Raw genomic sequence first — 21,254 nt, forward strand, 5'->3', positions numbered from 1 at the left:
TTCAGCCCTAAGGAAAAACGAATGGATTTGATACTCGACCTGCTCGCCACGGTGTCCCGCTGGAGCCGCAGCAACTTATCGGAAATCGCCCTGGCCTTGGTGGGCTGTCTGCTGGTGCTGTTCGGTTCGGATTTCAAAGGCTGGGTCGAGCAGCGCCTGGGCAGCATTGCCGGCGCCTTGCGCGTCCCGCTGATGGCCCTGCTGTGCCTGATCGGCAGTGGCGCCGCGTTGATCTACGCCACACCGTGGATCGTCAAAGGCCTGGGCCAGTTCAACAACTACAGCCTGGCGCCGGTGTTGTTGGTGGTGCTGGTGCTCATTGGCGTCGTCGCCGACCGCCGCTAACTTCGAACACACCCCAAAACAAATGTGGGAGCGAGCCTGCTCGCGAAGAGGCCATAACATTCAAAATCTTCTTTGAATGTCAGACCGCTTTCGCGAGCAGGCTCGCTCCCACAGCGGGAATTGCGTAGGGCTTTAGGACTGTTTTTCGAACTTCAGATCCCACACGCCATGCCCAAGTCGTTCGCCGCGGCGTTCGAACTTGGTGATCGGGCGCTCGGTCGGACGCGGGACGCACTTGCCGTCTTCGGCGAGGTTGCGATAGCCCGGGGCGACGTTCATCACTTCCAGCATGTACTCGGCGTACGGTTCCCAGTCGGTGGCCATGTGCAATACACCGCCGACCTTCAACTTGCTGCGCACCAGTTCAGCAAAAGATGCCTGAACGATACGACGCTTGTGGTGACGGCTCTTGTGCCACGGATCAGGGAAAAACAGCATCAGGCGATCAAGGCTGTTGTCAGCGATGCAGCGATTGAGCACTTCAATCGCGTCGCAATCGTAGACCCGCAGGTTGGTCAGGCCCTGAGTCAGCACGCCATTGAGCAGCGCGCCGACACCTGGACGGTGAACTTCCACACCAATGAAATCCTGCTCTGGCGAGGCCGCTGCCATTTCCAGCAGCGAATGGCCCATGCCGAAACCGATTTCCAGCGAGCGCGGCGCCGAACGGCCGAACACCTGATCGAAGTCCACCGGCGCATCGGCCAGCGGCAGCACGAACAGCGGCGTGCCCTGCTCCAGGCCTTTTTGCTGGCCTTCAGTCATGCGCCCGGCGCGCATCACGAAACTCTTGATGCGGCGGTGTTGGCGCTCTTCGCCTTCTTCCGTCTGGATTGGCGTGTCGTTTGATTCAGTCATCAATGGCTCTTACTTGATCAGACCATCCAGCGGCGAGGAGGCGCTGGCATAGAGTTTTTTCGGCATGCGGCCGGCGAGGTAAGCCAGGCGGCCCGCGACAATGGCGTGCTTCATGGCTTCAGCCATCATGATCGGCTGCTGGGCGTGGGCGATGGCCGAGTTCATCAGCACTGCGTCACACCCCAGCTCCATGGCGATGGTGGCGTCGGAAGCGGTACCGACACCGGCATCCACCAGCACCGGGATCTTGGCTTCTTCGAGGATGATCTGCAGGTTGTACGGGTTGCAGATCCCCAGGCCCGAACCGATCAGACCCGCCAGCGGCATGACCGCGATGCAGCCGATTTCCGCCAGTTGGCGAGCAATGATCGGGTCATCGCTGGTGTAGACCATCACATCAAAACCTTCCTTGACCAGCGATTCAGCGGCCTTGAGGGTTTCGATCACGTTGGGGAACAGGGTTTTCTGGTCCGCCAGCACTTCCAGCTTCACCAGGTTGTGACCATCGAGCAGCTCACGAGCCAGGCGACAGGTGCGCACGGCTTCGATAGCGTCGTAGCAACCGGCAGTGTTCGGCAGGAAGGTGTAGCGATCCGGCGACAGGAAATCCAGCAGGTTCGGTTCGCCCTGGTTCTGGCCCAGATTGGTGCGGCGCACGGCGAAGGTGACAATTTCGGCACCCGAGGCTTCGATGGCCAGGCGGGTTTCTTCCATGTCACGGTACTTGCCGGTGCCTACCAGCAAACGCGACTGGTAAGTACGACCGGCCAGGACGAAAGGCTTGTCGCTACGAACGATGCTCATGGGAAATCCTCTGTAGGAGTGAGGTTCTTGCAGAATTCTGTGCCCTTGCGGACTGCACGGCTAGCCGCCGCCGATGGCGTGGACGACTTCGACGGTGTCGCCGTCGTTCAGCGTGGTGTCGGCATGCTGACTGCGCGGGACGATATCCAGATTGAGCTCAACCGCCACCCGGCGTCCGGTCAGTTCCAGACGGGTCAGCAGGGCCGCAACGGTTTCACCGTTGGGCAGTTCAAGGGATTCGCCGTTCAACTGAATGCGCATACCGAATGCCGCCATCATTTTTAGGGGCTGGCATTCTAGCCCGATCATGACCTAAAGGTCAGCAACAAGCGTCAAGCGGTAAGCGGCAAGCGCCAGGCGGCAAGGCCCAGGCAAAGCCAGCCGATCAGGAATGCCAAACCACCAAAAGGTGTGACGATTCCGAGTTTGCTGACACCGGTCAGGGTCAGCAAGTACAGGCTGCCGGAGAACAGCAGGATACCAATGGCAAACGAGGCGCCTGCCCACGTGACCAGACGCCCTGGAATCTGCGTAGCCAGCAGCGCCACGCCCAGCAATGCCAGGGTGTGCACCAGTTGGTAGGTGACGCCCGTGTGGAAAATCGCCAGGTACTCGGGGGTCAGGCGGTTTTTCAGGCCATGAGCGGCGAACGCGCCGAGGGCAACGCCGGTGAAACCGAAGAAAGCGGCCAGCATCAAAAAGCCACGCAGCATGAAAAACTCCAGTCAGACTCGATCAACAGGGTCTGTATAATGGCCCGCTCAACGGGTTCGGCCAAGCCATCTCTATGCTGCGTATATATTTGCGTCGATTCACAAAGGCCGTGCTCTGGTTCGCCGGTGGCAGCGTATTGCTGGTGCTGATCTTTCGCTTTGTGCCGCCGCCGGGAACAGCGTTGATGGTCGAGCGCAAGATCGAATCCTGGTTCGACGGCGAGCCGATTGATCTGCAGCGCACCTGGAAGCCGTGGGATGAAATCTCCGACGACCTGAAACTCGCGGTGATTGCGGGTGAAGATCAGAAATTCCCGGAGCACTGGGGTTTTGACTTCCACGCGATTCAGGCGGCACTGGCTCACAACGAACTGGGCGGATCGATTCGCGGTGCCAGCACACTGAGCCAGCAAGTCTCGAAGAATCTGTTCCTGTGGTCTGGCCGCAGTTGGTTGCGCAAAGGTCTGGAGGCCTGGTTTACCGCGCTGATCGAAGTGATCTGGCCTAAGCAGCGGATTCTTGAGGTGTATCTCAACAGCGTTGAGTGGGATGACGGGGTGTTTGGGGCAGAGGCTGCGGCACGGCATCACTTCGGTGTGAGTGCTAAAAGTCTGAGCCGTCAGCAATCGAGCTTGCTGGCCGCCGTCTTGCCCAACCCGCGAGTGTGGAGCGCGAGCCATCCGACCAACTACGTCGCACGACGGGCCGGGTGGATTCGGCGGCAGATGAGTCAGTTGGGTGGGGAAAGCTATCTGGTTGGCCTCAACGATTCGCGCCGGGCACCTTGGTCCCAGTAACACCGCAAATCCCCTGTGGGAGCGAGCCTGCTCGCGAAAGCGGTGTATCAGTCAACATTTATGCTGAATGACACACCGCTTTCGCGAGCAAGCCCGCTCCCACATTAGTTTTGTGGTGTTGCAGAAAACCGGGCACAAACAAAAACGCCCCGATCAATGATCGGGGCGTTTTTTATGCCGGTTCGCAGGTTATGCCGCTATCGACAACTTGAGCTTGTTCATCGCGCTCTTCTCAAGCTGACGGATACGCTCGGCCGACACGTTGTACTTCTGCGCCAGATCGTGCAGCGTGGCTTTCTCTTCAGCCAACCAGCGCTGATAAAGGATGTCACGGCTGCGGTCGTCCAGCACTTCCAGTGCTTCGTGCAGGTTGTGGTTGGAGTTGTCGCTCCAGTCAGCATCTTCCAGTTGACGGGCCGGGTCGTACCGGTGGTCTTCCAGATAGTTGGCTGGCGACTGGAAAGCACTGTCGTCGTCCGCTTCCGCGGCCGGGTCGAAGGCCATGTCATGGCCGGTCAGGCGACTTTCCATCTCTCGCACTTCCCGCGGCTCTACGCCGAGGCTTTCCGCCACACGGTGGACTTCCTCGTTGTTCAACCACGCCAGACGCTTCTTCTGGCTGCGCAGGTTGAAGAACAACTTGCGCTGGGCCTTGGTGGTCGCGACTTTCACGATGCGCCAGTTGCGCAGGATAAACTCGTGGATTTCCGCCTTGATCCAGTGCACCGCGAACGAAACCAGACGCACACCCATTTCCGGGTTGAAGCGCTTGACCGCCTTCATCAGGCCGACGTTGCCTTCCTGGATCAGGTCAGCCTGAGCCAGGCCATAACCGGAATAGCTACGGGCGATATGTACGACAAAACGCAGGTGGGCGAGCACCATCTGCCGAGCCGCCCCCAAATCCTGCTCATAATAGAGACTCTCGGCCAGTTCACGCTCCTGCTCCGGCGTCAGCAATGGAATGCTGTTCACGGTGTGCACATAGGCCTCCAGGTTCGCACCCGGGACCAGAGCATATGCAGGTTGCAAAGAATTGGTCATACGAAAAAACCTCCCACTTTTACAAACTCGTGCAGTTCAGCACTGCGAAAATTGACCGGAAACCGAAAAACAAGTTCCCATAAACGCTGAAAGGTCAATACGAGCAAAATGATGCTACTTAGGCGCAAGCTCCCTCAGGTGGCGTGCGACTGCAATCCATGCACCGATATACCCCAACAGCACCGCGCCAAGCAAGAGAGACAGACCGTCGGCAACTGGCACTCCGGCCAGCGCAAAATCACTGCCGTACAAACCGGCCAGTCCAACCACGGCGTCGTTCAGCCAGTTCAAGCCAAACGCCAATACACCCCAGGACAGCATCCCCGCACCGAAGCCATAAAGCGCGCCCATGTACAAAAAGGGCCTGCGCACATAGCTGTCCGTGCCGCCGACGAGTTTAATCACTTCTATCTCTGTGCGGCGGTTTTCAATATGAAGACGAATGGTATTGCCTATCACCAAAAGTAATGCAGAAACCAGCAGCACGGTCAGACCGAAGACAAAACGGTCGCCCAGCTTGAGGATGGCGGCCAGACGCTCGACCCAGACTAGATCAAGTTGCGCCTGTTGTACCTTCGGCAGCTCGGAAAGTTTTTGTCTTAATGCTTCAAGCGCGAGCTTGTCGACCTCCTTCGGGGTCACCAGAACCACGCCCGGCAACGGGTTTTCCGGCAATTCCTTGAGCGCATCGCCCAAACCGGACTGCTGCTGAAATTCCTCCAGCGCTTGGTCGCGACCGACATATTGCGCATCAGCGACGCCTGGCATGCCTTTGATCTGCTCGCGCAGCGACTCGCCCTCAGCAGGGCTGGCCTCCAATTGCAGGTACAGGGAAATTTGCGCCGCACGCTGCCAGGAGCCGCCAAGCCGCTCGACGTTGCTCAGCAAAAGTGACAGGCCCATCGGCAAACTCAGCGCAACGGCCATCACCATGCAGGTGAAAAAACTGCCGATCGGCTGTTTTCCCAGGCGACGCAAGCTATCCAGAAGGCTCGCACGGTGGCTTTCGACCCAGGCGCGGAACAACGTGGCGAAGTCCGGGCCGTCGTCATCGTCGTGTTTTTTCTTCTGCGGTTGCGGATCGGCAGCTTTCGGGGCTACACGTTCGGAAACTTTGGGGCTGCGTGTCGCGCTCATTCGGCAGCCTCCCCGTCGCCAATCAATCGACCACGTTGCAGCGTCAGCATGCGGTGACGCATACGGGCGATCAGCGCCAGGTCGTGACTGGCGATCAGCACACTGGTGCCCAGGCGATTGATGTCTTCGAACACGCCCATGATTTCAGCGGCCAGACGCGGGTCGAGGTTACCGGTCGGTTCGTCCGCCAGCAGCAAGGCCGGCCGATGAACGATGGCGCGGGCGATGCCGACGCGCTGTTGCTGACCGGTGGACAAGTCACCCGGGTACAAATCGGTTTTGTCCGAAAGCGCCACGCGCTCAAGGGCCGAATCCACGCGTTTGACGATCTCGGCCTTCGACAGGCCAAGGATCTGCAAGGGTAGCGCAACGTTGTTGAACACCGTGCGATCGAACAACAACTGGTGATTCTGGAACACCACGCCGATCTGCCGGCGAAGATAAGGAATCTGCGCGCTGCTGATGGTCGCGAGGTCCTGGCCGGCCAACAGCAATTTGCCAGTGGTTGGACGCTCCATCGCCAGCAGCAGTCGCAACAAGGTGCTTTTACCTGCGCCGGAATGCCCGGTTACAAACAAGAATTCGCCCCGACGGACTCGAAAGCTCAGCTCATGCAAGCCGACGTGACCGTTCGGGTAGCGTTTACCGACCTGTTCGAAACGAATCATGAACGCTCCCGCTCGGCAAACAATGCCTGGACAAAGGGTTCTGCTTCAAAAGTACGCAAATCGTCGATGCCTTCACCGACGCCGATGTAGCGAATCGGCAGGCCAAACTGCTTGGCCAGGGCGAAAATCACCCCACCCTTGGCGGTGCCGTCGAGCTTGGTCAGCGCCAGGCCAGTCAGTTCGACGGTCTGGTTGAATTGTTTGGCCTGGTTGATGGCGTTCTGGCCGGTGCCGGCATCGAGTACCAATAGCACTTCGTGCGGCGCGTCGGCATCGAGCTTGCCGATGACCCGGCGAACTTTTTTCAGCTCTTCCATCAAGTTGTCTTTGGTGTGCAGACGACCGGCGGTGTCGGCAATCAGTACATCGATGCCACGGGCCTTGGCCGCCTGAACGGCGTCAAAGATAACCGATGCCGAGTCGGCGCCGGTGTGCTGGGCGATGACCGGGATCTTGTTGCGCTCACCCCAGACCTGCAATTGCTCGACCGCTGCTGCGCGGAAGGTGTCACCGGCCGCGAGCATGACTTTCTTGCCTTCGAGTTGCAGCTTCTTCGCCAGTTTGCCGATGGTGGTGGTCTTGCCGGCGCCGTTGACGCCCACCACGAGAATCACGAAGGGCTTATTCTGCGAGGTGATTTTCAGCGGTTGCTCGACTGGCTTGAGCATGGCGGCCAGTTCGGCTTGCAGGGATTTGTACAGTGCATCGGCATCGGCCAGTTCCTTGCGCGCGACCTTTTGGGTCAGGCGCTGGATAATGACTGACGTTGCTTCGACGCCAACGTCGGCGGTCAGCAGACGGGTTTCGAGGTCTTCAAGCAGTTCGTCATCGATGGCCTTTCTGCCCAGAAACAGGCTGGCCATGCCTTCACCGATGCTGGCGCTGGTCTTGGACAGGCCTTGCTTGAGGCGGGCGAAGAAACCGGTTTTGGATTCTTCTGTACGCGGCGGTTCGTCGGGCGTTTCGACGGATGCGACGACAGGTGCTGGTGCTGGTGCTTGCACAACCGGAGCAACCGGAGCAACCGGAGCAACCGGAGCAACCGGAGCAATGAAAGCAGGAACCACAGGTTCTGCAACAACCGGTTTAGGCTCGGCCACAACGACTGGCGCAGCAACCGGCTCAAGCTCAGCCACGACGACTGGCGCTACAACCGGTTCAGGCGCAGCCACCACGACTGGCGCTACAACCGGCTCAACCACATGAACCTGAACGGGCTCAGGCACAAACGCGGCCGGAGCAGGAATCGGCGGCGTAATGTGCGGCGCCAATTCATCTTCAACGAGTGCCACTGGCTCTTCGGCCACCGGCAGCGTCAACCAGGGTTCGGCAATCGGTGTCAGTGAGGCCTTGGCAACGACTTCGGCGACAGGATCAGGCTCGACAACGGGTTGCAGCGCCGGCTCGGCGATGGGCAACACAATTGGCGCGAGCTCTTCATCTATAACCGGCGCCGGCGTGGGCTCAGGAAGTGGCTGTGGCTGTTCGACGACGGGTTCCTGCGGCTTTTTGCGCAGCCATCCGAACAGGCTTTTCTTCTCGCCAGCCGCAGCTGGGGCTTTCTTGTCGTCGTTGGAACCAAACATGGAGGACGGCTATCTCACGGTAGCGACGCGCCAAAGGCGCCCCGGCAAATAAATATTCGATGCAGAACAGACTGCGATTGACCCAGCTTGTTCACGCGCAACATTTTGTCGAGGTGCAAATCGCAACTCAAAGGTCGACTAATTCGAAGGACTGGAACGGCATCGTCGGCGAAAACACAGAGTTTAGCTGTCAAACTCAAAGCGTGCGCCGCAAACCCAAACAACCTGCAGACCGATCAAAGGCCTGATAGGCGTGGCCGCCAGTAAAACGGACCGTTATCCTAGCACCCTCTCGCCCGCTGACGCTAAGACCAAGCGGGCAGCCCAACAGGTTTAAAAACGAATGAATGCTCTAGCCCGCCGCGCTGCAGGCCTGCTGCTCAGCACAGTTTGTCTGCCATTTTCAGCCTTCGCTGCCGACCCACAACCCACCCACGAATTCACTCTCGATAACGGCCTGAAGGTTATCGTGCGCGAAGACCATCGTGCGCCGGTGGTGGTTTCCCAGGTCTGGTACAAGGTCGGTTCCAGCTACGAAACACCGGGTCAGACCGGTCTTTCCCATGCCCTCGAACACATGATGTTCAAAGGCAGCGAGAAAGTCGGCCCCGGTGAAGCCTCGCTGATCCTGCGCGATCTCGGCGCTGAAGAGAACGCATTCACCAGCGACGACTTCACGGCTTACTATCAGGTGCTGGCCCGCGATCGTCTGGGTGTGGCCTTCGAACTGGAAGCAGACCGCATGGCCAGCCTGCGTTTGCCGGCTGACGAGTTCGCCCGCGAAATCGAAGTCATTAAAGAAGAACGTCGCCTGCGCACCGACGACAAGCCGATGTCCAAGGCCTACGAACGCTTCAAGGCGATGGCATACCCGGCCAGTGGTTACCACACGCCGACCATCGGCTGGATGGTCGACCTGGACCGCATGAAAGTCGAAGAACTGCGCCACTGGTATCAATCCTGGTACGCGCCGAACAACGCCACGCTGGTGGTGGTCGGTGACGTCACCCCGGACGAGGTCAAAGCCTTGGCCCAGCGTTACTTCGGCCCCATCGCCAAACGCGATGTTCCCCCGGCGAAAATTCCGCTGGAACTGGCCGAACCTGGCGAACGCCTCATCACCCTGCATGTGCAAACCCAATTGCCGAGCCTGATGCTGGGCTTCAACGTGCCGAGCATCGCCACCTCCGAAGACAAACGCTCGGTAAACGCCTTGCGCCTGATCTCGGCCCTGCTCGACGGCGGTTACAGCGGTCGCATCCCGACGCAACTGGAACGTGGTGAAGAACTGGTGTCTGGCGGCTCGTCAAGCTATGACGCCTACACCCGCGGCGACAGCCTGTTCACCTTGTCGGCTTCACCCAACACCCAGAAAAACAAAACCATGGCCCAGGCTGAAGCCGGTCTGTGGAAGCTACTCGAACAGCTGAAATCCACCCCACCGTCCGCCGAAGAGCTGGAACGCGTGAGGGCTCAAGTGATTGCCGGCCTGGTCTTCCAGCGCGACTCGATCACCAGCCAGGCCACTTCCATCGGCCAACTGGAAACGGTCGGCCTGTCGTGGAAGCTGATGGACACTGAACTTGCCGACCTGCAAAGCGTAACGCCGCAAGACATCCAGAATGCCGCCAAGCTGTATTTCACCCGCGAACGTCTCAGCGTCGCCCATGTACTGCCACTGGAGACGACTCATGAGTGAGCGTAAAAAACCACGTCTGGCCTTGGTCGGCTTGATCGCTGTCGCACTGATCGGCTCTGCGACTTTCTACCTGTCCCGAAGCAGTGACTCCAAGGCCAGCGAAGCACTGGACAAAGCCAAGTCCAGCCAGAAGCTGCAATCGCTGGCAGAACTTGACGGCAAGGCACCGAGCCACCGCGCCCTTGACGTACAGACCTGGACCACCGCCGAAGGCGCCAAGGTGATGTTCGTCGAAGCCCGCGAACTGCCGATGTTCGACATGCGCCTGATCTTCGCCGCCGGCAGCAGCCAGGATGGCGAGGCAGCGGGCCTTGCCATGTTGACCAACGCGATGCTCAACGAAGGGGTGGCCGGCAAAGATGCCGGCGCCATCGCCGAAGGCTTCGAAGGCCTGGGTGCTGACTTTGGCAACGGTGCGTTCAAAGACATGGCGCTGGTTTCCTTGCGTAGCCTCAGCGCCGCGGACAAGCGTGAGCCGGCCCTGAAGTTGTTCTCTGAAGTCATTGGCAAACCAACCTTCCCGGCCGACTCCTTTGCACGCATCAAGAACCAGATGCTTGCCGGTTTCGAATACCAGAAGCAAAACCCCGGCAAACTGGCGAGTCTGGAGCTGATGAACCGTTTGTACGGCGATCACCCTTACGCGCATGCCAGTGACGGTACGGCGAAATCCGTCCCGGCGATCACCCAGGCTCAGTTAAAGGCATTCCACGAGAAAGCCTATGCAGCTGGCAACGTGGTGATTGCACTGGTCGGTGACCTGTCCCGCGCCGAGGCCGAGGCGATTGCCGCGCAGGTCTCCAGCGCACTGCCAAAAGGCCCGGCACTGGCGAAGATCGCACCGCCGGAAGAACCCAAAGCCAGCGTCGGCCACATCGAGTTCCCGTCCAAGCAAACCAACCTGATGCTCGCGCAACTGGGCATCGACCGTGACGATCCAGACTACGCCGCCCTGTCCATGGGCAACCAGATCCTCGGCGGCGGTGGCTTCGGCACCCGCCTGATGAGCGAAGTGCGCGAGAAACGTGGCCTGGCATACGGCGTGTACTCGGGTTTCACCCCGATGCAGGCGCGCGGCCCGTTCATGATCAACCTGCAGACCCGCGCCGAAATGAGCGAAGGCACGCTGAAACTGGTGCAGGACGTGCTGGCCGACTACCTTAAAACCGGCCCGACACAAAAAGAACTCGATGACGCCAAGCGTGAACTGGCCGGCAGCTTCCCGCTGTCCACAGCCAGCAACGCCGATATCGTCGGCCAGTTGGGCGCCATGGGCTTCTACAACCTGCCGCTTAGCTATCTGGATGATTTCATGCGCCAGTCCCAGAGCCTGACCGTCGAACAAGTCAAAACCGCACTGAACAAACACTTGAGCACGGATAAAATGGTCATCGTCAGCGCTGGCCCGACCGTGCCACAAAAGCCGTTACCGGCCCCATCTGATAAACCTGCCGAGCAGCCGCTCGGGGTTCCGGAGCATTAATGGCCACGCGTCCAAAAAAACCTGTTCACAACGTTCATAACGGCGTGAATCAACTGCGCATCATTGGCGGCGAATGGGGCAGCCGAAAGCTGAGCTTCCCGGATGCCCCGGGCTTGCGCCCGACACCAGACCGGGTGCGTGAAACCCTGTTCAACTGGCTCGCGCCTTATGTCGCGGGCGCCAAGGTGCTGGACCCGTTCGCCGGCAGCGGCGCACTGTTTCTGGAAGCCCTGTCCCGTGGCGCCGCCATGGGCCAGGCGCTGGACGCCAGCAACATCGCGGTCGCCAGCATCAAGGAACATCTGGGCACACTGCGCTGCACCACCGGCCAGATCCAGACCGCCGATGCCCTGCGCTACCTGGAAACCCAGACAGCCACTGCCTACGACCTGGTGTTCCTCGACCCGCCGTTCAACCAGAACCTGTTGCCGAGCGTCTGCACCCTGCTGGAAGAGCGTCAGTGGCTGGCCGACGAGGCCTGGATCTACACTGAAAGCGAAAACGCGCCGTCGTCACTCGGTTTGCCAGGCAACTGGCGGCTGCACCGGGAGCAGAAATCCGGGCGGGTTTACTATGCGTTGTGGCAACGCAACCCGCTGGAGAGCTGAAACCGTCATAGCCCCATGGTCTGAAACAACGAATCAAGTGCGATAAATAGTTACCGCCAACAGCCTCGTCCAAATCTCCACAGTGGTTTACGCAATCCCCGTAAACCACTGAGGATAGACACGGATGAATATCTCACGCAGAAGGCTGCTGCTCTTTTCCTGGTTAGTGCCCTTCACGGCACTGGCCGAACCCGTACAACCGACGCACGAATTCACGTTGAACAACGGACTGAAAGTTGTGGTGCGCGAGGACCATCGCGCGCCCGTGGTGACCTCGCAACTCTGGATCAAGGTCGGCTCCAGCGATGAACCGCCAGGGCAATCCGGACTGTCCCACGCTCTGGAACACATGCTCTACAAAGGCAGCAGCAAGGTCTGCGCTGGCGAAGCTTCGGCCATACTGAACAGACTTGGCGCGTCGGAAAACGCGTTTACCGACAAGGATGTGACCACCTATCACCAGACTTTACAGCCCTATCAATTAGGCGTCGCTTTCGAGTTGATGGCCGACATGATGTCAACCGCCCTCCTGCGCGCCGAGGATTTCATTCCGGAACTGGCCGTCATTCAGGAAGAGCGCAGGTTGTACGAGGATGAGCCAAATGCGACCGCACAGGAACGTCTTACGAGCATCGCCTTACCTGCCAGCAGCTATGGCGCACCGGTCGTCGGCTGGATGCACGACTTGCAGCGCCTCAAAGTCGATGATCTGCATCATTGGTACCAGACCCGCTACGCACCCGCAAACGCCACGCTCATCATTGTCGGTGACGTCACACTGGAACAGGTAAAGACCCTCGCGGAGCGTTACTTCGGCGGACTTCCCGCCAAGACCTTTGTCACCACAAGAAAGTCGCTGGAACTGGCTGAACCCGGAGAGCGAAAAATCATCCTGCACCAGGCGATACCTGCGCCTCGATTGATAATGTCGTTCAACGTCCCGAGCCTGACCACCGCCGAAAACCGTCGCACCGCGCACGCGTTGCGGCTACTCGACACTTTGCTGGCCGGCTCGAACAGCGGGCGTCTGACTAAACAGCTGCAATTCACCGACAGGCTGTTCTCCAGCACTTCGTCCAATTACAACCCGCTGTATCGCGGCGACAGTCTTTTCACCCTCAACGCCCAACTCAACGCACCAAGCACCGTCAACCTTGATGAGGCACAAGCGCGGATCTGGGCGCTGCTCGACGAGCTCAAGGCCACACCGCCCGACAGCGTCGAACTGGAACGCGCCCGCACCCGACTGATCGCCCGGCAAATCTATGACCGCGATTCCATCACCAATCAGGGGTATCAACTCGGCGCGCTTGAGAGTATCGGGCAGTCCTGGCGACTGGTGGACGAGGATGCCAATGAACTGAAACAGGTGACCCCGGCAGACATTCAGCATGCCGCACAGACGTACCTGACCCGCCAACGCCTGAGCATCGCCCATGTCCTCGTGGAGAAAAACCCATGAATAAGTTCACCTGGGTGACACTATGGTTATTAGCACTGGCCGGCCTCCAAGGCAGCCTGGCGTTCGCCGACGCCGAACCGCAGCAAACCTCTGTTGTTCAACCCCCACGCCTGCAATCCCTGGCAGAGCTGGACGAGCAGGCAAAAACCTCTCGCCCCCTGAAAATCAACGGCTGGAAATCGCTGTTCGGCGGTAAGGTGTTGTTTATCCGCACCCCTGAGCTGCCGATGCTCGACCTGCATGTGAGTTTTCCTGCCGGCAGCACGCAAGATGGTGTGCACCCCGGCCTGGCGGCAGCAACGTTCAGCCTGCTCAATGAAGGCGTGCCGGGCAAGGACCTGCCAGCGATCCTGGAAACCTTTGATAGCCTCGGTGCAAAACTCGGTATGAGCATCGATCCGGACCGGGCCTCATTTTCCCTACGCACCCTGGCGGCCACAGAAAAGCGTGATCCGGCACTGTTGCTGTTTACCCAGATACTTGGCCAGCCCCTGCTGACCGACGAATCGTTGTCCAGCGTCAAAAAAGAACTGACCCATATCCTCAAGACCCAGCAGCAGGATCCCGCATCACAAATCACCCACGCCATGAATGAGCTGCTGATGCCGGGAAACCCGTACGCCCAACCGATTTACGGTACGGAAAAAAGTGTGGCCGCACTCTCCCGGGAACAGATCCAGGCGTTCCATCGACAAGCCTATACCGCGTCCAACGTATTAATCACATTGGTCGGGGACCTGACACTGGAACAAGCCCAAGCGATGAGTCTGCAAGTTTTCAACGCGCTGCCCGCCGGCTCCGAAATGGCAGGAGCGATGCCGATCTCGCGTCGACAGGGCGACACGAAGTCACGTCATATCGAGCACCCCCTGAGCCAGACGCACATCCAGCTGGGGCAGACGGGTGTGACACGACAGCATCCCGATTACTTGGCATTGTCCGTGGCCCACATGATTTTCGGTGGGCAAAACCCATCTTCCCGACTGATGAAGGAGCTCAGAGAGAAGCGCGGGCTGACCTATGCCGTGCAATTGCAGTCGACCTTTTGGAAGGGCGGCAGCGCTGCCGTCATCAGCCTGAAAACCAGTCCACAGTTCAGCGAGGGCGCAGTGAAGCTGGTGCAGTCAATGTATCGCGAGTACTTGCAAACGGGTCCGACCCAGCAGGAACTCGACGACACCCTGCGCCAGCTGCGCATCAGCACCGCGTTGAACAGCGCCAGCAACGCCCAGATTCTTTCCCGACTGGTCGCTATCAACCAGAACGACTTGCCACTTGACCTGAACTTCTCAGTCGAGCAAGCCCAAGGGTTGACCGTTGCACAAATCAAAGGAGCCTTGAACAAACACTTCGATGCGAACCAATGGTCGGTCGTGACAGTAGGTCCGACCGTGGAGCAACGGCCTTTGCCTCTGCCTGCCAGTGAGGTGCCACAGAGCATGTGTCGCGCCGAGACGGGGTTTGTGGCAAGTTAGTTTCTTTAGAAACAGGTGGCAGGGCCAAACGTATCAGCCCTGTCACCGACAGTTTTACCCTTTAGAGAAACATCGTGCTCCAGTCCAGTGAACGCTTCACCCCGGCCTTTGGCCTGGGCAACCCGCACTTGCAAACCTTGTGGGGACCGCTATGGCGCAAAACCACACATATTGAACGCGAGCGTGAACGCTTGTGGCTCGATGACGGCGACTTTCTCGACCTCGACTGGCATGGTCCACACAGCGCGACGGCACCGTTGGTGCTGGTGCTGCACGGGCTGACGGGGTCGTCGAATTCACCTTATGTGGCCGGTGTGCAAAAGGCACTCGCCGCCCAAGGCTGGGCCAGTGTCGCGCTGAACTGGCGCGGCTGTTCGGGCGAGCCGAACCTGTTGGCACGCAGCTACCATTCCGGTGCCAGTGAAGACCTCGCCGAAGCCATCAGGCACCTGCGGGCCAAACGCCCGTTAGCGCCGCTGTACGTAGTGGGCTATTCCCTGGGTGGCAATATTTTGCTCAAGCACCTGGGCGAATCAGGCAGTGACAGTGGCGTGGCCGGTGCGGTGGCCGTCTCGGTACCGTTTCGCCTCGACCACTGCGCCGATCGTATCGGCCTGGGTTTTTCCAGGGTCTACCAGGCGCATTTCATGCGCGAGATGCTCGCCTACATCAAGAACAAACAACGCCAGTTCCAGCATGACGGACGCGAAGAGGGCCTGGCGGCGTTGGCGGCGCTCGGTTCGCTGGAAAACATGCGCACCTTCTGGGATTTCGATGGCCGGGTCACGGCACCGTTAAATGGTTTTATCGATGCCGAGGATTACTATCGTCGCGCGTCGAGCCGTTATTTCCTGGGGGAGATTCGCACACCAACCCTGATCATTCAGGCGGCGGACGATCCCTTCGTCTTCCCCCACAGCCTGCCGCAAACCGACGAACTGTCTGCCTGCACGCAACTCGAGTTACAAACCAAAGGTGGGCATGTCGGCTTCGTCGATGGCTCGTTCAGGCAACCGGGTTATTACCTGGAACGGCGCATCCCGCAGTGGCTGGCCGCCGTGGGGCACAGGTAGCCGATCAGGGCAAGAAATGGGTACGACTGTGGGAGCGAGCCAGCTCCCACAGGGTTTAGCAATTACTCACCGGTGGCGATGCCACGCGCAGGATCGTTGATCCACTCGCTCCACGACCCGGCATACAACGAACCCAACGGATACCCCGCCAGGCACAGAGCGAACAGGTTATGGCAAGCCGTCACACCTGAACCGCAATACGCCACCAGATCGCTCGGCGAACGATCACCGAGTTTCGCGGTAAATCGCTGCTTGAGCTGATCGGCCGGGAGGAAGCACCCGTCACTCCCCAAGTTGTCGGTAAACGCCGCACATTGCGCCCCCGGAATGTGCCCGGCAATCGGATCGATCGGCTCCACTTCACCTTTGAAACGCGGCAAGGCACGGGCATCCAGCAAGGTCAGCGCAGGTTGGCCGAGACGCTGCTGAAGCTGCTGGGCGCTCAAGATCAACGCATTGTCAGGTGTTCCGGTGAAGGTGCCGCGTTTGTTGTCGCACGCATCCAGACTCAGCGGCAAACCTGCCGCGTGCCAGGCCTTGAGCCCGCCATCCAGAATAAACACGCCGTCACGCTTGCCCAGCCACGCCAGCAACCACCAGGCCCGCGCCGGGTAGGCACCCGGGCCGTCATCGTACAAAACCACCTCGCTATCAGCGTTGATGCCCCAGGCTTGCAGGCGTTCGATCAACGTTTCAGCGTCAGGCAGCGGATGACGCCCCGTCACGCCCTTGACCACCTGCCCACTCAAATCACGCTCAAGATCGGCAAACTTCGACCCGGCGATGTGCCCTTCGGCATAGCTGCGCTGGCCATAATCCGGGTCATCGAGGGCAAAACGACAATCCAGAATCACCAATCCCGGCTCATCCTTTTTCAGGTCCAGTGCTTGCGGGCTGATCAGTTGCGCAATGGGCATAGCGGGCTCCTGTGACTAAGTCGGTTTTTAATCCTACTGCACTTCTTCAAGGGCTTGGGCCAGCGGCACGTAAAACTCTTCGTACAGCGCGTTCACTGCATCGCGAGACTGATCCGTCACGAAACCGGCCTCAAGCACCAGCACCTGATACACGCCCCGTTTGATGGCTTGTTCACTCAGGTGATTGGAGTTTTCCCGCGTGGTGCACAGAAACCGCACCCAGGACGTCAGGATGATCCACGCGTTGAGCGTCAGGGACTCAATCTGCACCTTGTCCATTTGCAGGATGCCGGCTTCGACGAAAGCCGCGTAGATGTGCGTGCCATGGATCAGGCAACGCTGGGAAAACCGCCGATAACGGGCGGCGAGTTCCGGATCGCTGTCGAGCAAGTGTTCGAGATCACGGTGCAAAAACCGGTAGCGCCACATGGCCGCCAGCAGTTCCTGAAGGTAGAAGCGCTTGTCGTCCACCGTGGACGCACGCCCCTGAGGTGGGCGCAGGAAGCTGTCCACCAGGCTTTCGTACTCACTGAACAGCACGGCGATGATCGCCTGCTTGTTAGGGAAGTGGTAGTACAGGTTGCCTGGGGAAATTTCCATATGGGCAGCAATGTGGTTGGTGCTGATACTGCGCTCACCTTGCTGATTGAACAGCTCCAGGCTGTTCTGCACGATGCGCTCGCTGGTTTTGATCCGAGGGGCCATGGCTTGAGCTTAAATTCAGAGTGCGATGAGGGGCATCTTACGACCTATCGACGAGCGGATAAAACAACGCTGTTACAGGATGCCATTTGACTTTCTAGAGTATAGACTCTAAAAAGGCCTTCATAACAACTAATCCGGAGCCGACAATGACTGCTGACATCGCCTACCTTCAGAACCTGAATCAGCCTCTGGAAGAACTGCAAACGCTGTTCGACGCACAACGCGCCGCTTACGCCGCCAACCCGATGCCGCCGGCCGCCCAGCGCCAGCAATGGCTCAAAGCATTGCGCGACCTGTTGAACAGTGAACGTCAGGCGTTGATCGAGGCGATCAGCCAGGATTTCAGCCACCGCAGCGCCGATGAAACCCTGCTCGCCGAAATAATGCCCAGCCTGCACGGCATTCATTACGCCAGCCAGCGCCTCAAAGGCTGGATGAAGGACTCGCGGCGCAAGGTGGGCATCGCTTTTCAGCCGGCGGCGGCCAAAGTTGTCTACCAACCGTTGGGCGTGGTCGGCGTGATCGTGCCCTGGAACTATCCGCTGTACCTGGCCATCGGCCCGTTGGTGGGTGCGCTGTCGGCCGGTAATCGGGTGATGCTCAAGCTCAGCGAATCAACCCCGGCCACCGGTTTACTGCTCAAGGAGCTGCTCGCGCGGGTCTTCCCTCAAGACCTGGTCTGCGTCGTATTGGGAGAAGCCGATGTCGGCGTAGCGTTCTCTCGCCTGCCTTTCGATCATCTGCTGTTCACCGGTGCCACCAGCATCGGCAAACACGTGATGCGTGCGGCGGCCGAGAACCTCACCCCGGTGACCCTCGAACTCGGCGGCAAGTCCCCGGCCATCGTGTCCCAGGATGTGCCACTCAAAGACGCCGCCGAACGTATCGCCTTCGGCAAAACCCTGAACGCCGGGCAAACCTGCGTAGCCCCGGATTACGTACTGGTGCCGCAAGACCGTGTGGACGGTTTCATCGACGCTTATCGCCAGGTGATTCGCGGTTTTTATCCGACACTTACTGACAACCCGGACTACACCGCCATCATCAACGAGCGGCAACTGGCGCGTCTCAACGGCTACATCAGCGATGCCACCAGCAAAGGTGCGCAGTTGATTCCGCTGTTCGATCAGGGCCAGGGCCGGCGCATGAGTCACAGCCTGCTGCTCAACGTCACCGACGACATGACGGTGATGCAGGACGAAATCTTCGGCCCCCTGCTGCCCATCGTGCCGTACAAGAATCTGGACGAGGCGTTTGCCTACATCAACCAACGCCCTCGCCCACTGGCGCTGTATTACTTCGGCTACGACAAGCGCGAACAGAACCGCGTGCTCCACGAAACCCATTCCGGGGGTGTCTGCCTCAATGACACCCTGCTGCACGTCGCTCAGGACGACATGCCGTTTGGTGGCATCGGCGCCTCGGGCATGGGCCATTACCACGGCCACGAAGGCTTCCTGACCTTCAGCAAGGCCAAAGGTGTGTTGATCAAACAGCGCTTTAACGCATCGAAGCTGATCTACCCGCCGTACGGAAAGTCCATTCAGAAACTGATCCAGAAGCTGTTTATCCGCTAACGATCATCACCACCGGGTAACAACAATAATGAACCCAAGCTTGACCGACACACCCGCGCTGTCACGGCGCGGCCTGCTGAAATTCAGCCTCGGCGCGAGTGCATTTCTGGCCACGGCCGGATTGGGCGCGAGCCTCAGCGGCTGCTCGTCGAGCACTCCGGCGACCGGCTTCGCGATTCTGCGCAGCGGCGACCTGCTGTTTTTGCGCGCACTGATCCCGGTGATGCTCGAGGGCGCTGTCGCGGCCGAGAAAATGCCGGCATCGGTCGACCAGACCTTGCACAGCCTGGATAACAGCCTGAATCACCTGTCACCGGAAATGCTCAAGCTGACCCAGCAATTATTCGATGTGCTGGGGATGGCCGTGACTCGCGGACCGCTGACCGGGATCTGGGGTAGCTGGGAAAACGCCAACGCCAGTGAAGTCCGGCACTTCCTTGATCGATGGGAAAACAGCTCGTTGAGCTTGTTGCGCATGGGGCATAGCTCGTTACTGCAACTGGTGATGATGGCGTGGTACAGCCGGGCCGAATCGTGGGTGCATTGCGGGTATCCCGGACCGCCTACGGTCTGAAACCGAGTCGACCCATCGCGGGTAAGCCCGTTCCCACAGGGGATCGCGTCCCCCTGTGGGAGCGAGCCTGCTCGCGATGGCGCCCGGAAGAACACTCCAAAAATAACAACTAGAGAACCTGAGAATGCCTGTACCCGATCCGTTCCGAGAAGGCCTGTCCCGTGGCTGGAAAACCTACAATGGCTCGCAACTGACCCAAGACCTGACCCTCGAAGCGGACGTGGCGATCATCGGCAGCGGCGCTGGCGGCGGCACCACGGCTGAAATCCTCAGCGCGGCCGGCTACAAGGTGCTGCTGATCGAAGAAGGCCCGCTCAAGACCAGCAGCGACTTCAAGATGCTCGAAGACCAGGCCTACTCCAGCCTCTACCAGGAAGGTATCGGGCGCATGAGCAAGGATGGCGCGATCACCATCCTTCAGGGCCGGGCGGTGGGCGGCACCACGCTGATCAACTGGACGTCGAGCTTTCGCTCGCCAGCCCCGACGCTCGAACACTGGGCCAAGGAGCACGATGTCAAAGGCCACACGCCAGCCGAAATGGCGCCGTGGTTCGAGAAAATGGAACAACGTCTCGGCGTCGCACCGTGGATGGTGCCACCCAACGCCAACAACGACGTGATCCGCAAAGGCTGTGAAAAACTCGGCTACAGCTGGCACGTCATCCCGCGCAACGTGCGCGGTTGCTGGAACCTCGGCTATTGCGGCATGGGCTGCCCGACCAACGCCAAGCAATCGATGCTGGTCACGACCATTCCGGCAACGCTGGAAAAAGGCGGCGAGCTGTTGTATCTGACCCGCGCGGAAAAACTGTCGATCAAGGACGGCAAAGTCACCGGTTTGCACTGCGTGGCGATGGACGACCGTTGCGTCGCGCCGACCGGCCGCACGATCACGGTCAAGGCACGCCATTACGTCCTGGCCGGCGGCGGGATCAACAGCCCGGGGCTGCTCCTGCGTTCTGATGCACCGGATCCGCACAAGCGCCTGGGCAAACGCACGTTCCTGCATTTGGTAAACATGTCCGCCGGGCTGTTCGACGAGGTGATCAACCCGTTCTACGGCGCGCCGCAGTCAATCTATTCCGACCATTTCCAATGGCAGGACGGCGCTACCGGCAAGATGGCCTACAAACTCGAAGTCCCGCCGCTGCACCCGGCACTGGCGACAACCCTGCTCGGCGGTTTCGGCAAGGAAAACGCCCAGCACATGGAGCACCTGCCCCACACCCACGCCATGCTCGCGTTGCTGCGCGACGGGTTCCATCCCGACAGCCCCGGCGGCAGCGTCGAACTGCGCAGCGACAATACGCCAGTGCTCGACTATCAAGTCTCGCCCTATGTCTGGGACGGCTTGCGCCGAGCTTTCCACAGCATGGCCGAGATCCAGTTCGCCGGTGGCGCCAAAGCGGTGATGCCGATGCACGCCGATGCTCGCTACGTGAAAACCCTGGCCGAAGCGCGCACGCTGATCGATGGCTTGAGCCTTGAGTTGTACCGCACACGCTTGGGCAGCGCCCACGTGATGGGCGGTTGTGCGATGGGTGAAGACCCGAAAAACGCCGTCACCGACAGCCTCGGCCGTCATCACCAGCTCAGCAATCTGTCGGTCCATGATGGCTCGCTGTTTCCCACCAGCATTGGCGCAAACCCGCAACTGTCGATCTATGGGCTGACGGCGCAACTGGCCACTTCCCTGGCCGAACGTTTGAAAAACCCATGAAAAGGGAGA

21 protein-coding genes are annotated in these 21,254 nt (G+C 59.6%); 11 read left to right on the top strand and 10 right to left on the bottom strand.

Features of this window, described 5'->3' with window-relative positions; genetic code table 11:
• The first annotated feature begins 21 nt into the window (after window positions 1–21).
• Entirely contained in the window at window positions 22–345 is a 324-nt protein-coding gene (locus J2Y56_RS02300) for a DUF3392 domain-containing protein (RefSeq protein ID WP_007945509.1), read from the top strand.
• Between the two features lie 132 nt (window positions 346–477).
• Here J2Y56_RS02300 and trmB read toward each other — a convergent pair whose 3' ends face one another.
• From trmB to J2Y56_RS02320, 4 genes are all read right to left on the bottom strand, one after another.
• The gene (gene trmB, locus J2Y56_RS02305; RefSeq protein ID WP_007945510.1) at window positions 478–1,203 is read right to left on the bottom strand and encodes a tRNA (guanosine(46)-N7)-methyltransferase TrmB; all 726 of its coding nucleotides are present in this window, start codon (window positions 1,201–1,203) and stop codon (window positions 478–480) included.
• A gap of 9 nt (window positions 1,204–1,212) precedes the next feature.
• On the bottom strand, window positions 1,213–2,007 hold the full coding sequence (locus J2Y56_RS02310) for a thiazole synthase (protein ID WP_007945511.1): 795 nt from the start codon (window positions 2,005–2,007) through the stop codon (window positions 1,213–1,215).
• Window positions 2,008–2,067: 60 nt separating this feature from the next.
• Complete coding sequence (thiS, locus tag J2Y56_RS02315; RefSeq protein ID WP_162131643.1) at window positions 2,068–2,268, bottom strand: sulfur carrier protein ThiS; 201 nt, start codon at window positions 2,266–2,268, stop codon at window positions 2,068–2,070.
• 71 nt (window positions 2,269–2,339) lie between these two features.
• Window positions 2,340–2,720, bottom strand: coding sequence for a DUF423 domain-containing protein (locus tag J2Y56_RS02320; protein WP_007945513.1), 381 nt, complete (start codon window positions 2,718–2,720; stop codon window positions 2,340–2,342).
• A gap of 74 nt (window positions 2,721–2,794) precedes the next feature.
• Between J2Y56_RS02320 and mtgA the strand changes: the two genes are divergently transcribed.
• A complete protein-coding gene (mtgA, locus tag J2Y56_RS02325; RefSeq protein ID WP_007945514.1) occupies window positions 2,795–3,517 on the top strand; it encodes a monofunctional biosynthetic peptidoglycan transglycosylase in 723 nt (240 codons plus the stop codon).
• Between the two features lie 189 nt (window positions 3,518–3,706).
• Here mtgA and rpoH read toward each other — a convergent pair whose 3' ends face one another.
• From rpoH to ftsY, 4 genes are all read right to left on the bottom strand, one after another.
• Window positions 3,707–4,561 carry an RNA polymerase sigma factor RpoH gene (gene rpoH, locus J2Y56_RS02335; protein ID WP_007897890.1) on the bottom strand — a complete coding sequence of 285 codons (855 nt, stop codon included), beginning with the start codon at window positions 4,559–4,561 and terminating at the stop codon, window positions 3,707–3,709.
• A gap of 114 nt (window positions 4,562–4,675) precedes the next feature.
• Window positions 4,676–5,698, bottom strand: a complete 1,023-nt coding sequence (gene ftsX / locus J2Y56_RS02340; protein ID WP_007945515.1) for a permease-like cell division protein FtsX — start codon at window positions 5,696–5,698, stop codon at window positions 4,676–4,678.
• Entirely contained in the window at window positions 5,695–6,366 is a 672-nt protein-coding gene (gene ftsE, locus J2Y56_RS02345; protein ID WP_007945516.1) for a cell division ATP-binding protein FtsE, read from the bottom strand. The genes ftsX and ftsE overlap by 4 nt, the downstream gene beginning before the upstream one ends.
• Complete coding sequence (ftsY, locus tag J2Y56_RS02350) at window positions 6,363–7,952, bottom strand: signal recognition particle-docking protein FtsY (RefSeq protein WP_310348449.1); 1,590 nt, start codon at window positions 7,950–7,952, stop codon at window positions 6,363–6,365. The genes ftsE and ftsY overlap by 4 nt, the downstream gene beginning before the upstream one ends.
• A 343-nt stretch (window positions 7,953–8,295) precedes the next feature.
• Here ftsY and J2Y56_RS02355 point away from each other — a divergent pair, with 343 nt between their 5' ends.
• The 6 genes from J2Y56_RS02355 to J2Y56_RS02380 all read left to right on the top strand — a co-directional run bounded on the left by J2Y56_RS02355 (window position 8,296) and on the right by J2Y56_RS02380 (window position 15,752).
• On the top strand, window positions 8,296–9,651 hold the full coding sequence (locus J2Y56_RS02355) for a pitrilysin family protein (RefSeq protein WP_007945518.1): 1,356 nt from the start codon (window positions 8,296–8,298) through the stop codon (window positions 9,649–9,651).
• Window positions 9,644–11,134 carry a pitrilysin family protein gene (locus tag J2Y56_RS02360; protein ID WP_310348450.1) on the top strand — a complete coding sequence of 497 codons (1,491 nt, stop codon included), beginning with the start codon at window positions 9,644–9,646 and terminating at the stop codon, window positions 11,132–11,134. Before J2Y56_RS02355 ends, J2Y56_RS02360 begins: the two co-directional genes overlap by 8 nt.
• On the top strand, window positions 11,134–11,742 hold the full coding sequence (gene rsmD / locus J2Y56_RS02365) for a 16S rRNA (guanine(966)-N(2))-methyltransferase RsmD (RefSeq protein ID WP_007945521.1): 609 nt from the start codon (window positions 11,134–11,136) through the stop codon (window positions 11,740–11,742). The genes J2Y56_RS02360 and rsmD overlap by 1 nt, the downstream gene beginning before the upstream one ends.
• A 124-nt stretch (window positions 11,743–11,866) precedes the next feature.
• Window positions 11,867–13,204 carry a pitrilysin family protein gene (locus tag J2Y56_RS02370; RefSeq protein WP_310348458.1) on the top strand — a complete coding sequence of 446 codons (1,338 nt, stop codon included), beginning with the start codon at window positions 11,867–11,869 and terminating at the stop codon, window positions 13,202–13,204.
• Window positions 13,201–14,679, top strand: coding sequence for a pitrilysin family protein (locus J2Y56_RS02375; RefSeq protein ID WP_310348460.1), 1,479 nt, complete (start codon window positions 13,201–13,203; stop codon window positions 14,677–14,679). The genes J2Y56_RS02370 and J2Y56_RS02375 overlap by 4 nt, the downstream gene beginning before the upstream one ends.
• Window positions 14,680–14,753: 74 nt before the next feature.
• Entirely contained in the window at window positions 14,754–15,752 is a 999-nt protein-coding gene (locus J2Y56_RS02380) for a hydrolase (protein ID WP_007945524.1), read from the top strand.
• A 62-nt stretch (window positions 15,753–15,814) separates the two neighbouring features.
• On the opposite strand, the gene J2Y56_RS02385 is transcribed toward J2Y56_RS02380, so the two are convergent.
• Both J2Y56_RS02385 and J2Y56_RS02390 read right to left on the bottom strand, forming a co-directional pair.
• On the bottom strand, window positions 15,815–16,669 hold the full coding sequence (locus J2Y56_RS02385; RefSeq protein WP_007945525.1) for a sulfurtransferase: 855 nt from the start codon (window positions 16,667–16,669) through the stop codon (window positions 15,815–15,817).
• Window positions 16,670–16,702: 33 nt separating this feature from the next.
• Entirely contained in the window at window positions 16,703–17,374 is a 672-nt protein-coding gene (locus tag J2Y56_RS02390; RefSeq protein ID WP_007945526.1) for a TetR/AcrR family transcriptional regulator, read from the bottom strand.
• Window positions 17,375–17,520: 146 nt separating this feature from the next.
• Between J2Y56_RS02390 and J2Y56_RS02395 the strand changes: the two genes are divergently transcribed.
• The 3 genes from J2Y56_RS02395 to J2Y56_RS02405 all read left to right on the top strand — a co-directional run bounded on the left by J2Y56_RS02395 (window position 17,521) and on the right by J2Y56_RS02405 (window position 21,245).
• A complete protein-coding gene (locus J2Y56_RS02395) occupies window positions 17,521–18,951 on the top strand; it encodes a coniferyl aldehyde dehydrogenase (protein ID WP_310333461.1) in 1,431 nt (476 codons plus the stop codon).
• Between the two features lie 28 nt (window positions 18,952–18,979).
• Window positions 18,980–19,525, top strand: a complete 546-nt coding sequence (locus J2Y56_RS02400) for a hypothetical protein (protein WP_007945528.1) — start codon at window positions 18,980–18,982, stop codon at window positions 19,523–19,525.
• 124 nt (window positions 19,526–19,649) lie between these two features.
• Window positions 19,650–21,245 carry a GMC family oxidoreductase gene (locus tag J2Y56_RS02405; protein WP_310348465.1) on the top strand — a complete coding sequence of 532 codons (1,596 nt, stop codon included), beginning with the start codon at window positions 19,650–19,652 and terminating at the stop codon, window positions 21,243–21,245.
• Window positions 21,246–21,254: the final 9 nt, after the last annotated feature.

The sequence above is a fragment of the Pseudomonas sp. BE134 genome, assembly GCF_031456105.1.
Taxonomy (GTDB): Bacteria; Pseudomonadota; Gammaproteobacteria; order Pseudomonadales; family Pseudomonadaceae; genus Aquipseudomonas.

Bases quoted from the DNA above. Each gene is read 5' to 3' on its own strand.
- J2Y56_RS02300 (WP_007945509.1), top strand. From the start codon at position 22: ATGGATTTGATACTCGACCTGCTCGCCACGGTGTCCCGCTGGAGCCGC.
- trmB (WP_007945510.1), bottom strand. From the start codon at position 1,203: ATGACTGAATCAAACGACACGCCAATCCAGACGGAAGAAGGCGAAGAG.
- J2Y56_RS02310 (WP_007945511.1), bottom strand. From the start codon at position 2,007: ATGAGCATCGTTCGTAGCGACAAGCCTTTCGTCCTGGCCGGTCGTACT.
- thiS (WP_162131643.1), bottom strand. From the start codon at position 2,268: ATGCGCATTCAGTTGAACGGCGAATCCCTTGAACTGCCCAACGGTGAA.
- J2Y56_RS02320 (WP_007945513.1), bottom strand. From the start codon at position 2,720: ATGCTGCGTGGCTTTTTGATGCTGGCCGCTTTCTTCGGTTTCACCGGC.
- mtgA (WP_007945514.1), top strand. From the start codon at position 2,795: ATGCTGCGTATATATTTGCGTCGATTCACAAAGGCCGTGCTCTGGTTC.
- rpoH (WP_007897890.1), bottom strand. From the start codon at position 4,561: ATGACCAATTCTTTGCAACCTGCATATGCTCTGGTCCCGGGTGCGAAC.
- ftsX (WP_007945515.1), bottom strand. From the start codon at position 5,698: ATGAGCGCGACACGCAGCCCCAAAGTTTCCGAACGTGTAGCCCCGAAA.
- ftsE (WP_007945516.1), bottom strand. From the start codon at position 6,366: ATGATTCGTTTCGAACAGGTCGGTAAACGCTACCCGAACGGTCACGTC.
- ftsY (WP_310348449.1), bottom strand. From the start codon at position 7,952: ATGTTTGGTTCCAACGACGACAAGAAAGCCCCAGCTGCGGCTGGCGAG.
- J2Y56_RS02355 (WP_007945518.1), top strand. From the start codon at position 8,296: ATGAATGCTCTAGCCCGCCGCGCTGCAGGCCTGCTGCTCAGCACAGTT.
- J2Y56_RS02360 (WP_310348450.1), top strand. From the start codon at position 9,644: ATGAGTGAGCGTAAAAAACCACGTCTGGCCTTGGTCGGCTTGATCGCT.
- rsmD (WP_007945521.1), top strand. From the start codon at position 11,134: ATGGCCACGCGTCCAAAAAAACCTGTTCACAACGTTCATAACGGCGTG.
- J2Y56_RS02370 (WP_310348458.1), top strand. From the start codon at position 11,867: ATGAATATCTCACGCAGAAGGCTGCTGCTCTTTTCCTGGTTAGTGCCC.
- J2Y56_RS02375 (WP_310348460.1), top strand. From the start codon at position 13,201: ATGAATAAGTTCACCTGGGTGACACTATGGTTATTAGCACTGGCCGGC.
- J2Y56_RS02385 (WP_007945525.1), bottom strand. From the start codon at position 16,669: ATGCCCATTGCGCAACTGATCAGCCCGCAAGCACTGGACCTGAAAAAG.
- J2Y56_RS02390 (WP_007945526.1), bottom strand. From the start codon at position 17,374: ATGGCCCCTCGGATCAAAACCAGCGAGCGCATCGTGCAGAACAGCCTG.
- J2Y56_RS02395 (WP_310333461.1), top strand. From the start codon at position 17,521: ATGACTGCTGACATCGCCTACCTTCAGAACCTGAATCAGCCTCTGGAA.
- J2Y56_RS02400 (WP_007945528.1), top strand. From the start codon at position 18,980: ATGAACCCAAGCTTGACCGACACACCCGCGCTGTCACGGCGCGGCCTG.
- J2Y56_RS02405 (WP_310348465.1), top strand. From the start codon at position 19,650: ATGCCTGTACCCGATCCGTTCCGAGAAGGCCTGTCCCGTGGCTGGAAA.